The following is a 13,850-nucleotide window of genomic DNA, read 5'->3' on the forward strand; positions in this document are numbered from 1 at the left end:
TCAGCTTTCAAAGTGAAGGCTCATGCAAGGCCCGTAGGATGCTGGGCGTATGTCACTGACCTTCAAGGGTTCCCTGTTCGCCGTGCTGACCGCCGGCCTGCTCGCCAGCGCCACGGCCCAGACAGCCCCCGCCACCCCGCCCGCCACCGGCACCCCCGCGGCCACGCCTGCCAAACCGGCCGCTCCGGCCGCCCCGGTGTCGGCCGCCACGTCCAAGGCCGCCAGTGAGATCGCTGTGACCGTCAGCGGCGCCGTGAAGGGCCAGATCGTGCGCTGCCCCGCCAGCCTGAAACTCTCCGCGCAGGCCGTGTGCCTGTACGTCAAGTCCGAGCAGGCGCTGCTGCGCCCCATCGTGAAGGCGAAATTCCCGGGCCGTGTGGCCGGGGACTGGAAGGTCATGGGCAAGGCCGCCAGCCTGGTCGTGAATGACCGCGCCGGCGGCACTCCGGCCGCGCTGGTGCTGCTGAACTCCATGACTGCCACCGAGACGCTGGTCGTGGTCGAGGCCGTGAAGGCCAGCCCGGCCGCCGCGAAGCCCGCCACGCCCGCCGGCGTGGTGAAGGGGTACGCCTACGTGCTGGACACCGACCTGACTGGCGTGGTCACCGTGACGGCCCTGGGCGGCGGGAAGTACCGCCTCGCGGCCGGAAGCGAGACGCTGACCGTGACGGTGGGCAGCAAGACCGCCCAGCTGGCGAGCGGCGCGGTGGAGCTGCCGCAGGTGCCCGCCACGGACGGCAAGCGCCTGATCTTCCCTCTGGCCGGCCTGCGGGCGCTGGGCTGCACGGTCACGCCCACCGACACGGCTGTGACGGTCGGCTGCGGCGCGCAGAGCGTGGGCCTGAAACCCATCGTGTTCTGATCCCTGCCTCCTGCCGGGACCCCCGTGAGCCTGCCGCTCCGGGGGTCGGTTCGTTTCTGGGCTCCAGCCTGCCTCTCACCGGGGCTTGAGGCGACCTTAGGGTTTCCTTGCCGCGCCTTGAGACGGCAACCCCGGGGCGGGCCCGTGCGTAATGATGGTCGGGCATCCCACGGCGGCCCGGCCCCTGGCCTGCGGCCGCACGCACGACCCGCTTTCAAGTCCAAGGAGGACCTCCCCATGAGCATTCTTGACCGACTGTCCCGCCTGCTCCGCGCCAACGTGAACGACCTGATCAGCCGCGCCGAGGACCCCGGCATGATCATCGAGCAGGCGCTGCGCGACATGCGCGCCGCCTACGGCGAGGCCCGCAGCGAGGTGGCCGAGGCGATGGCCCAGAACGCCAAGCTGGAGCGCGAGGCCAACACCAACCGCACCCTCGCCACCGAGTACGAGAAGAAGGCCGAGGAGGCCCTGCGCGGCGGCAGCGAGGACCTCGCCCGCGAGGCGCTGCGCCGCGCGCAGAACCACAAGGACCTCGCCAAGGGCTTCGATGAGCAGCGCAGCACCCAGCAGAGCACGGTGGATCAGCTCAAGACCCAGCTGCGCGCGCTGGAAGCGAAGATAGACGAGATGGAGAGCAAGAAGAGCCTGCTCGCCGCGCGCCAGAGCACCGCGAAGGCCGGGCAGACGCTGGACCGCGTGAGCGGCTTCGACAAGGCCGGCGGCGCCATGGACGCCTTCGAGGACATGGAGCGCAAGGTGGCCGGCATGGAAGACCGCAACCGGGCCATGACCGAGCTGCGCAAGGAAAGCAGCCTGGACGAGCAGCTCAAGGACCTGGGTCGCAACAAGGACGTCGAGGACGCCTTCGCTGCCCTGAAAGCCAAGGTGCAGGGCGGTTCTCAGGGCGGAAGCTGACCGACAGCGCGTCCACCCACCCTGATGTGAAGGGAAGGCCCCCGGGTCTTCCCTTTCCTGTTGTCCTCCGTTCTGCCTGGGAGGTGACCTACAGGTGAATTCACGGATTGCTGACACAATAGGCGCATGACGTTCGTGTCCTCCTTCCTGACCCGCCGCGCCGCGCCGCTGGGCGGCGTGCTGCTCGCGGGCCTGCTCGCGGCCTGCGCGCCCACTCAGCAGGCGGCCCCCCCGACCGTGACGGCCCGCACCGCGGCGTCCAGCGTGTCCTTCTACCCGCGTGAGGCCGGGCTGGCCTGGTCGTACCTGCCGGAAGGCGAGGCGGCCGGCAGCGACCCCTACGTCCTGCGGACCCTGGGCCCCACGCTGTACAACACGCAGCAGGTCGAGGCGCTGGAACTGCGGGGGCGCGGGGCGAGCACGCAGTGGTACCGCCGCTTCGACGCGGCCGGTGTGACCCTGCTGGGCATCGCCAAACCCGGCGTGAACGTGATGCTGGAGCCCGGCTGGCAGGAATGGCCTGCCGAGAACGCCTGGCGGCTGGGCGCCACCTGGGGCGGCGAGACCCGCGCCACCGTGCGTGACGACGCGGGCACCGTGAAGGCGCAGGGCACCGTCACCTACCGCTACCTGGTGCAGGAGCGCCGGCGGGTCACCGTCCCGGCCGGCAGTTTCGACGTGTGGGTGGTCACGCGCCAGGTTTCTGACACGCTGGGGGGCCTGTTCCCCGCCACGCAGCAGGTGTGGTTCGCGCCGTTTATCGGCGAGGTCCGCACGCCGGAGGGCCTGCTGCTCACCGGCCGCAACTACGCCTCCGGCGAGGGGAAGTGACGCCGTGACCGAGCCCCGTGCCCTGCCCGGCAGCGCCACGCCGCTGCTGGACCGCATTCACAGTCCCAAGGACCTCAAGGCCCTGTCGCGCGAGCAGCTGCCCGCCCTGACCGGGGAACTGCGCGACGAGATCGTGCGGGTGTGCTCGGTGGGCGGCCTGCACCTGGCGAGCAGTCTGGGCGCCACCGACCTGATCACGGCGCTGCACTACGTGCTGAACAGCCCCCGCGACCGCATCCTCTTTGACGTGGGTCACCAGGCGTACGCGCACAAGATCCTCACCGGCCGCCGCGCGCAGATGCCGACCATCAAGAAAGAGGGCGGGCTGAGCGGGTTCACGAAGGTCAGCGAGTCCCCGCACGACGCGATCACGGTGGGACACGCCAGCACCAGCCTCGCCAATGCGCTCGGCATGGCAATGGCCCGCGACGCGCTGGGGCAGGACTACCACGTGGCCGCCGTGATCGGGGACGGGTCCCTGACCGGCGGCATGGCCCTGGCGGCGCTGAACACCATCGGGGACAAGGGCCCGCGGATGCTGGTGATCCTCAACGACAACGAGATGAGCATCAGTGAGAACGTCGGCGGGATCAACAAGTTCATGCGGGGCCTGCAGGTGCAGAAGTGGTTCCAGGAGGGCGAGGGCGCCGGCAAGAAGGCCGTGGAGACTCTCAGCCGGCCGCTGGCCAGTTTCATGAGCCGCGCGAAGAACAGCACCCGGCACTTCTTCGACCCGGCCAGCGTGAACCCCTTTTCCGCCATGGGCCTGCGGTACGTGGGCCCGGTGGACGGCCACAACGTCGAGGAACTCGTGTGGCTGCTCGAACGCCTGGTGGACCTGGACGGGCCGACGGTCCTGCACGTGGTCACCAAGAAGGGCAAGGGCCTGAGCTACGCCGAGGAGGACCCCATCTACTGGCACGGCCCGGCGAAGTTCGACCCGGCGACCGGCGAGTATGTGCCCAGCAAGTCGTACTCGTGGAGCGCGGCCTTCGGGGACGCCGTGACGGAACTGGCCCGCACCGACCCGCGGGTGTTCGTGATCACGCCCGCCATGCGCGAGGGCAGCGGGCTGGTGGAATACAGCCGCATTCACCCCAACCGCTACCTGGACGTCGGCATCGCCGAGGAAGTCGCGGTGACCACGGCGGCCGGCATGGCCCTGCAGGGCCTGAAGCCCATCGTGGCGATCTACAGCAGCTTCCTGCAGCGCGCCTACGATCAGGTGCTGCACGACGTGGCGATCGAGAACCTGGACGTGATCTTCGCCATCGACCGGGCCGGGATCGTGGGGGCGGACGGCGCCACGCACAACGGCGTGTTCGACCTGAGCTTCCTGCGGACCATCCCGAACGTGGACATCGCCCTGCCGAAAGACGCCGCCGAACTGCGCGGCATGCTGAAAGCGGCGCAGGGCGTGGGCGGCCCGGTGGCGATCCGCTACCCGCGCGGCAGCACCGAGCAGGTCCCCGACGGCACCTGGCCGGACCTCACCTGGGGCACCTGGACGCGTGAGCGGCCCGGGGACGACGTGGTGATCCTGGCGGGCGGCAAGGCGCTGGAGTACGCCCTGAAGGCCACATCTGACCTGCCGGGCGTGGGCGTGGTGAATGCCCGGTTCGTCAAGCCCCTGGACGCGGTGATGCTGCGCGAGGTGGCCGGCCGGGCGCGCACGCTGATCACGGTGGAGGACAACACCGTGCTGGGCGGGTTCGGGAGTGCCGTTCTGGAATTCCTGAATGCCGAGGGCCTGACCGTGCCGGTGCAGGTGCTGGGCATCCCGGACGAGTTCCAGGAGCATGCGACCGTGGAGAGCGTGCACGCCCGCGCGGGCATCGACGCGCAGGCGATCCGGACGGTGCTGGCCGAACTGGGCGTGGCCGTACCGACCGGCGTGTAAACGCAGAACTTGGGGAGAGGGGGGGCGATCGCCCCCCCTCTCCCCTGTTCGTGGTCTCAGGCGCGGACGTGCCCGTCGCCCTCCACGACCCATTTCGTGGTGGTGAGTTCCCGCAGACCCATCGGCCCGCGCGCGTGCAGCTTCTGGGTGCTGATGGCGACCTCGGCGCCCAGGCCGAGCTGCCCGCCGTCGTTGAAGCGGGGGCTGGCGTTCACCATGACGGCCGCCGAGTCCACGTCCTGCACGAACCGCCGCGCCTGCGCGTCGTCTCGGGTGAGGATCACGTCCGTATGGTTGCCGTGCGCCGCGATGAAATCCAGCGCCTCCTCCAGGCTGTCTATGGTGCGGAGGCTGGCGGTCAGCGCCAGGAACTCCTGTCCGTAATCGGTGTCCGCGGCGGGAGTGGCCGGGAGGCCGGCGGCGTGCAGCACCTCCAGGCTGGCCGGGTCGGCGCGGAGGTCCACGCCCTCCCGCACCAGCGCGCCCGCGATGGCGGGCAGGGCGGGCAGCGCCCCCCGGTGCACCAGCAGCGTGTCCAGGGCGTTGCAGGCGCTGGGCTTCTGCACCTTGGCGTTCACGAGCAGCTCGGCGGCGCGCTGCACGTCGGCCGGGTCACGCGTGAAGCTCTCGTCCAGGTACACGTGCACCACGCCGATCCCGCCCACGATCACGGGCACGGTGGCGTTCTCCACGCAGTAGCGGTGCAGGCCCGCCCCGCCGCGCGGAATGATGGCGTCCACCAGGTCGTCCAGACGTAGCAGGTCCCGCACGCGCTCCCGGTCCGGGTCGTGAATCACCTGCACCGCGCCCGCCGGCAGGCCGCAGGCGGCCAGGGCCGCGTGAATGCAGCTTTCCAGTGCGGCGTTCGTGTGCACAGTCTCCTTCCCGCCGCGCAGGATCACGGCGTTCCCGGTCATCAGGGCCAGGGCAGCCACGTCCACGGTGACGTTCGGGCGGGACTCGTAGATCACGCCCAGCACACCCAGCGGCACGCGCAGCTGCGACACGCGGACGCCGCTGGGCAGGGTGCGCGCGGCGGTGCGCTCCCCCACCGGGTCCGGCAGGGCGGCCACCGCCTGCACGTCCAGGGCCAGGGCGGCCAGGGCCGCGGGCGAGAGGCGCAGGCGGTCCAGCATCGCGGCGGGCAGCCCGGCGGCTTCCGCCTGCTGCACATCCCGGGCGTTCGCCTCCAGAATCAGGTCGGCGTGGGCGTGCAGTTCCTGCGCGAGTCGGTGCAGCGCGGCCTGCTTCTGCGCGGTGTCCAGGGAGCGCAGCGTCCGGGCGGCCTGCCGTGCCCGTACGCCCAGGTCACGGACGGTGGGCGGCGTGGGGGTGGGGTCGGCTCCGGTCATGGGTGCAGCGTATGCGGCCCGGCCTGCCTGCGCGGTGGGTCGCGTAGGCAGGCCGGGCCGGAAGGCGGGTCAGGCGGCGTGGTTCAGGAGAGCTCGGGGAGGCGCAGCTGCCACTCGGTGAACTGCGCCCACGGCTGGAAGCCCAGCGCCACGTTGATGCCCAGCATCGCCGCGTTCACGTTCGCGTTGTTCGTCTGCACCCAGTGGATGCCCGGGCATTCCTGGGCCGCGTGCTCCAGCATGGCGGCCTTCAGCCATTTGCCCAGGCCCAGTCCGCGGGCTTCGGGACGCACGGCGGTGGCGCCCTGGTACAGCAGGGGCGCGCGGTGCTGGTCCCAGAAGACCTCGGTGTAGCCGTCCAGCCGGCCGCTGGGGAGGTGCTCGGCGGCCATCAGCAGGCGGGTCTCGCCGGCCTCGACGATCATGGCCTCCCACTCGCGGACCATCTGGGGCGTGATCACCCAGTCGTCCATGTCCAGGTCGCCTTTCGGGGCGGTGTTCATGACCATCATCATGTCCACGACGCGCTCCAGGTACTCGTCCGGCACCACGGTCCAGACGTGCAGGCGGTATTCGTCGCCGTCCGGGCGGGTCTGCCAGGCGCGCAGCTGCGCGGCGTCCAGGGCGGTCATGTCCAGCCGGCTGACGCGCATGGGCAGGGCCGGCTGCGCGCCCAGGTGCCGGGCGAAGGCCTCGCCGTCCGGGTTGCGGTCGGTGGTGCCGAAGGTCACGGTGGTGCGCGCCTCGCGCCGCGCGACGCGTTCCAGTTCACGGGCGACCTGGGTGCCCAGGCCGCGGCCGCGGGCCTGGGGGTGCACGGTCAGGCGGGCGTGGGCGTTGTGGAGGTTCTGCTCGGTGTCCCAGCTCAGGCGGCCCCAGGCGAGCACCCGGGTGCCGTCGCGGATCACGAACTGGGCGTCGCGTTCGGTGGAGTTCAGGTGGGTGAGGCTCACGGCCTCCTGCTCGGGCCGGAGGGGTGGGTCCTCGGGGAAGGCGTGGAGGAAGCCGGCGGCGAGCAGCTCACCGACGGCCAGCCGCTCCTCCTGGAAAGCGGTCCGGGCTTCAAATGGTTCAACGGTGAGGGTCAGGGTCATGTGAACAGTGTGCGCCGTCTCCATTCAGCGTGCATCGGCCGTGCAGCGCAGGGCACCGGCCCGGGCGTTAGGCCAAATGGACGAGGCACAACAGAAGACCCCCGCCACGGCGGGCGGGGGCAGTCGGGTTCCTTGGTTCAGTCGAGGAAGTCGCGGAGTTTGCGGGTGCGGCTCTCGTGGTACTTGAGCTTGCGCAGCGCCTTGTTCTCGATCTGGCGGATGCGTTCACGCGTGACGTTGAAGCGCTGCCCGACCTCCTCCAGGGTGTGCTCACGGCCGTCCACGAGGCCCTTGCGGAACTTCAGGACCATCGCCTCACGCTCGGTGAGCTTGCTCAGGGCCTTTTCCAGTTCCTCGGAGAGCAGGGTCTTGGCGGCGTTCTCGACGGGGCTGTCCAGGTTCTCGTCGGGGATGAAATCACCGTAGAAGCTGTCCTTCTCGTCCCCGATGGGCGTTTCCAGGCTGACGGGCTCCTGGCTGACCTTCTGCACTTCCTCGACCTTCGCGGCGTCCCAGCCGGGGCCCATCGCCTCGGCGATCTCCTCGTGCGTGGCCTCGCGGGACAGTTCCTGCTGCAGCTGCCGGGCGGTGCGGGTGAGCTTGTTGATGGTCTCGACCATGTGCACCGGAATGCGGATGGTGCGGGCCTGGTCGGCGATGGCGCGGTTGATCGCCTGACGGATCCACCACGTGGCGTACGTGGAGAACTTGTAGCGGCGGCGGTACTCGAACTTCTCCACCGCGCGGATCAGGCCCTGGTTGCCTTCCTGAATCAGGTCCAGGAAGCCCAGGCCGCGGCCCGTGTACTTCTTGGCGATGCTGACGACCAGGCGGAGGTTCGCCTCGATCAGGCCCTGGCGGGCGGCGGCGCCGTCCTCCATCTGCCGCATCAGGCGGCGGCGGCCCCGGTCGTCCAGTTCCACGTCCTCGTCCAGGAGCTTGCGGGCCTCCTCGCCTTCCTCGATGCGGCGGGCGAGCGCGATTTCCTCTTCCAGGGTGAGCAGCGAGACGCGGCCGATCTCGTGCAGGTACTGGCGCACCGGGTCGTTGGACACGGCACGGGGCATGTCGTCGAAGTACTTCTCCTCGTCGTCGTCGCTCTGCGCGCGGGTGCCGGGGACGTCGTCCTCGGTCTCGGCGTCGTCGGAGTCGGTGTCCTCATCGTCCTCGTCGACGTCCTGCACCTCGATCTGCTGTCCGGCCAGGAACAGCTGCATGTCCTCGAAGGCGTCCGGGCTTTCCGGGTCCAGGCCACTGGCTTCCAGCGCGACGCCCAGGGCGGCGGCGACCTCCTCGCTGGAGAGCACGCCGGCGGCCTTGCCGGCCTTGAGCATCTCCTGGATGCTGGGGTGCGCGTAGTAGGGTTTGTCGGTGGCGGCGCCCTTGGCGGGCGCGGCCTTCGCGGTGGCCTTGGCCGGCTTGGCGGCCTTGCCGGCCTTCTTGGCCGGTTCGGCGGGGCCTTCCGCGCTGTCTGCGGCGGCCTCGGCCGGCTTCGCTTTCGCCGGGGCCTTCTTCGCGGGGGCCTTGGCGGCCTTCGGGGCGGCCGTGTCGTCCGCGGCCTTCTTCTCGGCGGCGGGCTTGTCCGCCTTCGGCGCGGCCTTCGCGGCCGGTTTGGGCTTGGCGGCGGGCTCGGCGTCCACCCGGGCCGCGGCGGCCGGGGCGGTGGGGGCCGCGCCGGGGGCGGCGGCCTTCACGCGGGTGCGGGGCTTGGTGGATTTGGCGGGGGCGTCCACCTTGGCGGGGGCATCGGTCGCGGCGGCTTTGGTGCTCTTGGTGGGCTTGGTGGAATCTGCCATGCGGCCTCCTCGGGGACGGATATCAGTGGTCAGGAACGTCAGAAACGCAGGAATCTCGGGCAGGAACAGGCTGGAAAGCGGCGGCTCCGGTCAGGAGGGGACGGCGCCCGGTCAGGCCGCGGCGGGCCGGGGGTCGCCAGTCAGAACGCGTCAGTCTAGCAAACGGCGCCAGCAACCGAATACTTTACCATCTCCAGAGCTGGGGCGCGCCCTGAACGCGCACAGAGAAGGTGTACACAAGCGGGCCGTGCCTCAGGCGGGGCGCTGGGCGCGCAGGCCCTTGAACCCGCCCTCACGGAACAGGACCTCGACCGGGCCGACGCCCGCCATCGCCTGCTCGTACGGCAGCGGGTCGTTCGCCACGAGGTACAGCGTGCCCCCAGGATTCAGGCGGCGCTGCGCCGCGGCGATGAATTCCCGCGCGACGTCCAGCACCACGCCGCGGCCCACGTGGAAGGGCGGGTTGGTCAGCACCACGTCGAAGGTCCGGTCCGCCAGGGCCGCGTCCACGTCGCTGTGCACCACCTCGCCGCTCAGGCCGTTGGCGTCCAGGGTGGCCTGCGCGCTGCGCACGCTCTGCAGGTCGCCGTCCACCAGAGTGACCTGCGCACCGCGGCGCGCCGCCCACGCGCCGATCAGGCCGGTGCCGCAGCCCAGGTCCAGCACACGCTTCCCGTTCAGGTCCAGGCCGTCCAGGGCGGCCAGCAGCAGCGCCGTGGCCTTGTCGGGCTTCGCGGCGCTGAACACGCCGGGCAGGCCCACCACCGTCAGGTCGCCGGTCTCGTACCGGTCGGCGTCCGGGTAGGCGGGGGTGGGGCCGGGGCGGCGCACGAGTTTCGCCACGCGCATCCCGCCGTCCCGGGCGATGGTCTCCCCCGTTCCGAAGGCCGCGCCGGCCGCGCGGACATACCGGTCGAAGCCCTTGTCGCGATCCCCGGCGAGGAACAGCGTGCCGCCGGGCGGGGTGTTCGCGTGTGCCCAGGCCACCTGGGCCATCGCGTAGGCGGTCCCGCGGTCCCCGGCGAGCACCAGGGCCACCGTCCGGGCGCGGTCCGGCCAGCGGTCCGTCAGGGGGTCGCCGGGCACCGCCGCGTGGGCGTCCAGGCCGGCGGCGGCCAGGGTCGAGAGCGCGGCCGCCGAGCCCTCCACGGCCCGCAGGGTCACGCCCGGCAGGCTGGCGAGCAGGCCGCCCATGGCGGTGAGGTCCAGCACCTCCCCGCGCACCTTGCCCTTGCGCATGGTGTGGGCCAGCAGGGCCTGGGCGGCGTCCACGTCGGAGAAGCCGCGCACGCCGGGTTTGGTCAGGGCGTGCAGGCCGTCCAGCCGTTCGGGCAGCAGCGCAGGGCGCGGCGCGGCGTAGCCGGGGTCGGCGGGGGCCGCAGGCCGGGCGGCCGGGGCGGGCTGCGGGTCGCGCTTCCCGGCGAAGCGGATCTTCTGGCGGCGTGGTCCGGTCATTGCCCTCCGTGCTATCACACCCCGCCGGCGCTGCATGAAGGGACGCCCGGGGCAGGGGGCGGCCGGTCGGCAGGGGATCTCAAGCGGGGTTCATGCGCGGCAAATCGTTGGTGTACGGACGACGCGTATTCTTCAGGCGTTCCACAATCTCCGGCCGACCGGGTGAAGTCGGCTCTGCCGTCCCGCTGTCCGGCTCACCCCGCAGAGCGGGGCTTTTTCTGACTGCCCGTCGCTCAGTGGCGGTCGTCCTGCACGCCCGCCCCCACGTGCCCGGGCTGCACCTCCAGCTGATCCACCCGCACGGCGAAGCGGCGCTGGAAGTCCGCGCGCAGGTCGTCCAGGTCCGGGGAGGTTTCCCCGGCGACAGTCAGGGCGATGCGGTCCGCGCCGTTCACGGAATGCAGGCGCAGGGTGTGCTGCGCGTGGTCCAGGCCGTGCCCCGCCAGCCAGAAGGCGACCTCCCGCGGGAACAGTTTCACGCCCTTGACCTTCAGCATGCCGCCCACGTTCCCGAACACCCCGCCCGGCAGCACCGCGCCGCCCGGCCGGCGCTCCAGGCGCGTCAGGTCCCCGGTGCGGAAACGCAGCAGCGGCATGGCCTGCTTGCTCAGGTGGGTGACCACCAGTTCCCCCCGCTCGCCGTCCGGCACGGGCTGGCCGGTTTCCGGGTCGATCACCTCCACGAACACCCAGTCGTCCAGCACCCGCAGGCCGTCCTTGGCCGGGGTTTCCAGCGCGATCAGGCCCGCCTCGCTGGTGGCGTAACAGTCCAGCGCCAGGCCGCCCAGCGCCGCCTCGACGCGCTCGCGGCGCCCGGCGATGCTGGTGAAGGGTTCTCCGGCGGCGATCAGGAGTTCCACTCGCGCGCCGGCCTCCCCGAGTTTCTGCGCGAAGCTCGGCGCGGACACCAGCACCCGCACGTTCAGGCGCCTCAGGGTGTCGAGCTGCGCCTCGGTCTCGCCCGGGCCGAAGGGCAGGGTCTTGGCGCCCAGGGCCTCCAGGCCGTCCTGCATGAGCCAGCCGCCGGCGAAGCGGTGGTACCCGAACGCCACCTGCGCGTGGTCGCCGGGCCGCACGCCCGCCCGCGCGAAGGCTGCCGCGCTCGCCCGGCCGTGGGCGTCCACGTCGGCGCGGGTGGCGTACTCCGGCAGCCAGCCGCCGCCGGGGTGCGGGGTGAGGTGCACGCGCACGGCGTCCGGGTGCACGAGCTCGCCCGCTTCGAAGGCGGCGGTGAGGCGGTCGCGGGTGAGGAAGGGCACCTCGCTCCAGGGAGCGTCGTCCGGGAGGTGGGCCAGGGCAGCGCGGTACAGCGGCAGGGCGCGCAGGCGCGCGAGCAGGTCGGGCACGCCGTGCGGCGCGGCGGCCTGGGGGGTCAGGGTGTGGGTCATGGGCGACTCCAGGCCACGCGCGGGTGGCCCCGTCCCGGCCGGAGCGGCGGGAGAGGAAAGGGGACAAAGGGCGGGGTTACATCCAGCGTTTGCGGCGCTTGTAGCTCTTGACCTCGCGGAAGCTCTTGCGGCTGCCGTGCTCGGTGACGCCCAAGTAGAACTCCTTGACGTCCGGGTTGCTGGCGAGTTCCGCGCTGCGGCCCTCCATCACGATCCGGCCGCCTTCCATCACGTACCCGTAATCGCTGTTGCGCAGGGCGATGTTGGCGTTCTGCTCCACGACCAGAACCCCCAGGCCCTCGGCGCGGTTGATGTGCCGGACGTTCTCGAAGATCTCCTGCACCAGCAGCGGCGCCAGCCCCAGGCTGGGTTCATCCAGCAGCAGCACCTTCGGGTGGGCCATCAGGGCCCGGCCGATGGCGATCATCTGCTGCTCCCCGCCGGAGGTGTACCCGGCCTGCTTGTGCCGCAGGTCCCGGAGTTTCGGGAAGTAGGTGTAGATGCGCTCCAGGTCGGCCTGCCAGTTGCCGCGGCCCAGAATCGCGCCGGCGCGCAGGTTCTCCTCGATGGACAGGTGCTTGAACACCCGCCGGCCTTCCGGGACCTGCACCACGCCGCTTTTCACGACGTCCGTGCCGGTCATGCCGGAGAGCGTGCGGCCCTCGAAGGTGACGGTGCCCTCACGGATCTTGCCGTTCTCCGGCTTGAGCAGCCCGGAGATGGCGCGCAGGGTGGTGGTCTTCCCGGCGCCATTCGTGCCGAGCAGGCTGGTGATGCTGCCCGCCCGGACCGTCAGCGACACGCCGCGCAGCACCTGAACGATGTCGTGGTACACGACCTCCACGTTGTTCACGGTCAGGTCGCTCGCCATGGCCGTCTTCACCGGCGCGGGCGGCGCGGCGTGCACGGCCGGGGGTGGGGGAACGGGGGTGGGTGCGGTCAAGGGAACCTCCAGTGGAACGGAGGGGCCATGAACGCGGGGGGTTCATGGCCCGGGGGCGCTTACTTCAGGGGGTGGACCAGGGGGAACAGCTTGCTGCGCTGCGCGCCCGTGATCGCCTGGAAGTTCCCGGTCGCGTCGGCCTGCAGCAGGCGCAGGCTCTCGGCGCCCACGTGGTCTTTCGCGCTGAAGCTCACCGGGCCCACCGTGAAGCCGGGGTTGAAGGCCCTGCTGCCGTTCATGCCAGTCAGCGCCTTGAACACCGTGCCGGCGTTCACGTCCTTCCCGGCGCGTTTCATGGCTTCCACCGCAATGCTCGCCACCAGCATGCCGCTGGTGTAGTGCACGCTGCGGATCGTGTCGGCCTTGCGGCCGTACTGCGCGCCGATCTTCTTCACCAGCTGGATGCCGGGCTTGTCGGCCTCGTCGTACATGTAGTAGCTGGTCGCCCAGATGAACTTGTTCGCGGCGTCCCCGGCAAGTTTGGTCAGGTCCTCCCCGCCGGTGTAGTGCGCGCCGAGGTGCTGCATCTTCCCGAGCAGGTTCAGGCGTTTGGCGTCTTTCAGGATGTTCGCGACCGGCCCGGCGGTGTTCTGGTGAATCACGTACTCCACGCCCGCCGACTCGAAGCGCTTGAGGAGCGCGGTGTTGTCCAGGTTGTTCCCGCCGACTTCCTGAACGTCCACGATCTTCACGCCCAGGCGCGCGGCGGCCTTCTTCACGTCGTCCACCGGCGCGCGGCCGAAGGGGCTGGGGTTCACGACCAGCGCGACCTTGGCGCCTTTCTTCTTCGCGCCGATCCACTCCACCAGGCTCACGAGCTGTTCGCTGTACGAGCTGATCGGCAGGAACAGGTAGTCGCTGTCGGCCCCGTCGATGTTGCCGATGTGGTAGCTGCCGGGCAGGGTGGGGATCTTCGTTTCCTGAATGGTGCCCTTGAGCTGCAGGGTTCCGCCGGTGCTGTAGCCCAGGAACATCGCCACGTTCATGTTGCCCACGTAGTCCTCGAAGTTCCGCTGCGTGTTCGCGTTGTTGTACTGGTCGTCGCGGACCACGCAGTTGAGCTTCGTGCCGGGAATCATGTTCTGCGCGTTGGCGTACTTGCAGTAGTCCTCGATGCCTGCCGCGTAGCTCGCGCCGGCGTCACTGGTGGGGCCGGTGATCGCTCCGGACCACCCCAGCGTCACGGTCTTCTGGGCCACGGCGAGAGAAACGGTGACCAGAGCAGCCAGCGGGATCATTTTCTTGACGTTCATCATGGGGTTCCTCCAGGAACAGGCGCCACCGGCGCGAAGAAAGGGCGAATAAGAAGGG

General features: G+C 70.8%; 11 protein-coding genes. 4 read left to right on the forward strand and 7 right to left on the reverse strand.

The genetic code is table 11. The annotated features are described in order from the left end of the window. Positions 1–49 precede the first annotated feature (49 nt). The 4 genes from DFI_RS08105 (at position 50) to dxs (ending at position 4,511) form a co-directional block, all read left to right on the forward strand. Positions 50–862, forward strand: coding sequence for a hypothetical protein (locus tag DFI_RS08105; RefSeq protein WP_027461722.1), 813 nt, complete (start codon positions 50–52; stop codon positions 860–862). A gap of 237 nt (positions 863–1,099) precedes the next feature. Continuing rightward, positions 1,100–1,780 (forward strand): PspA/IM30 family protein, encoded by a 681-nt coding sequence (locus DFI_RS08110; protein WP_027461723.1) that lies wholly within the window; start codon positions 1,100–1,102, stop codon positions 1,778–1,780. 126 nt (positions 1,781–1,906) lie between these two features. Continuing rightward, positions 1,907–2,611 carry a hypothetical protein gene (locus DFI_RS08115; RefSeq protein WP_027461724.1) on the forward strand — a complete coding sequence of 235 codons (705 nt, stop codon included), beginning with the start codon at positions 1,907–1,909 and terminating at the stop codon, positions 2,609–2,611. A gap of 4 nt (positions 2,612–2,615) precedes the next feature. Next, positions 2,616–4,511: a 1-deoxy-D-xylulose-5-phosphate synthase gene (gene dxs / locus DFI_RS08120; RefSeq protein WP_081425665.1), complete on the forward strand. Its 1,896-nt coding sequence runs from the start codon at positions 2,616–2,618 to the stop codon at positions 4,509–4,511. A gap of 56 nt (positions 4,512–4,567) precedes the next feature. Here the strand turns inward: dxs and DFI_RS08125 are convergent, their stop codons facing one another. The 7 genes from DFI_RS08125 to DFI_RS08160 form a co-directional block, all read right to left on the reverse strand. Beyond that, complete coding sequence (locus DFI_RS08125; RefSeq protein ID WP_027461726.1) at positions 4,568–5,863, reverse strand: glutamate-5-semialdehyde dehydrogenase; 1,296 nt, start codon at positions 5,861–5,863, stop codon at positions 4,568–4,570. 83 nt (positions 5,864–5,946) lie between these two features. Continuing rightward, positions 5,947–6,957 (reverse strand): GNAT family N-acetyltransferase, encoded by a 1,011-nt coding sequence (locus DFI_RS08130; RefSeq protein WP_043776691.1) that lies wholly within the window; start codon positions 6,955–6,957, stop codon positions 5,947–5,949. Between the two features lie 137 nt (positions 6,958–7,094). Beyond that, the gene (rpoD, locus tag DFI_RS08135; protein ID WP_081425666.1) at positions 7,095–8,753 is read right to left on the reverse strand and encodes an RNA polymerase sigma factor RpoD; all 1,659 of its coding nucleotides are present in this window, start codon (positions 8,751–8,753) and stop codon (positions 7,095–7,097) included. A gap of 252 nt (positions 8,754–9,005) precedes the next feature. Next, on the reverse strand, positions 9,006–10,208 hold the full coding sequence (locus DFI_RS08145; RefSeq protein ID WP_027461729.1) for a class I SAM-dependent methyltransferase: 1,203 nt from the start codon (positions 10,206–10,208) through the stop codon (positions 9,006–9,008). A 233-nt stretch (positions 10,209–10,441) separates the two neighbouring features. Further along, positions 10,442–11,596, reverse strand: coding sequence for a phenylacetate--CoA ligase family protein (locus DFI_RS08150; RefSeq protein ID WP_051307397.1), 1,155 nt, complete (start codon positions 11,594–11,596; stop codon positions 10,442–10,444). Between the two features lie 76 nt (positions 11,597–11,672). After that, entirely contained in the window at positions 11,673–12,539 is an 867-nt protein-coding gene (locus DFI_RS08155; protein WP_108912943.1) for an ABC transporter ATP-binding protein, read from the reverse strand. A 59-nt stretch (positions 12,540–12,598) separates the two neighbouring features. Beyond that, a complete protein-coding gene (locus DFI_RS08160) occupies positions 12,599–13,795 on the reverse strand; it encodes an ABC transporter substrate-binding protein (protein ID WP_244940253.1) in 1,197 nt (398 codons plus the stop codon). Positions 13,796–13,850 lie beyond the last annotated feature (55 nt).

The organism is Deinococcus ficus (genome assembly GCF_003444775.1).
Lineage (GTDB): Bacteria > Deinococcota > Deinococci > Deinococcales > Deinococcaceae > Deinococcus > Deinococcus ficus.

What these genes read in the sequence shown, in the direction of transcription:
- DFI_RS08105 (WP_027461722.1), top strand. Translation starts at nt 50, where the DNA reads ATGTCACTGACCTTCAAGGGTTCCCTGTTCGCCGTGCTGACCGCCGGC.
- DFI_RS08110 (WP_027461723.1), top strand. Translation starts at nt 1,100, where the DNA reads ATGAGCATTCTTGACCGACTGTCCCGCCTGCTCCGCGCCAACGTGAAC.
- DFI_RS08115 (WP_027461724.1), top strand. Translation starts at nt 1,907, where the DNA reads ATGACGTTCGTGTCCTCCTTCCTGACCCGCCGCGCCGCGCCGCTGGGC.
- DFI_RS08125 (WP_027461726.1), bottom strand. Translation starts at nt 5,863, where the DNA reads ATGACCGGAGCCGACCCCACCCCCACGCCGCCCACCGTCCGTGACCTG.
- DFI_RS08130 (WP_043776691.1), bottom strand. Translation starts at nt 6,957, where the DNA reads ATGACCCTGACCCTCACCGTTGAACCATTTGAAGCCCGGACCGCTTTC.
- rpoD (WP_081425666.1), bottom strand. Translation starts at nt 8,753, where the DNA reads ATGGCAGATTCCACCAAGCCCACCAAGAGCACCAAAGCCGCCGCGACC.
- DFI_RS08145 (WP_027461729.1), bottom strand. Translation starts at nt 10,208, where the DNA reads ATGACCGGACCACGCCGCCAGAAGATCCGCTTCGCCGGGAAGCGCGAC.
- DFI_RS08150 (WP_051307397.1), bottom strand. Translation starts at nt 11,596, where the DNA reads ATGACCCACACCCTGACCCCCCAGGCCGCCGCGCCGCACGGCGTGCCC.
- DFI_RS08160 (WP_244940253.1), bottom strand. Translation starts at nt 13,795, where the DNA reads ATGATGAACGTCAAGAAAATGATCCCGCTGGCTGCTCTGGTCACCGTT.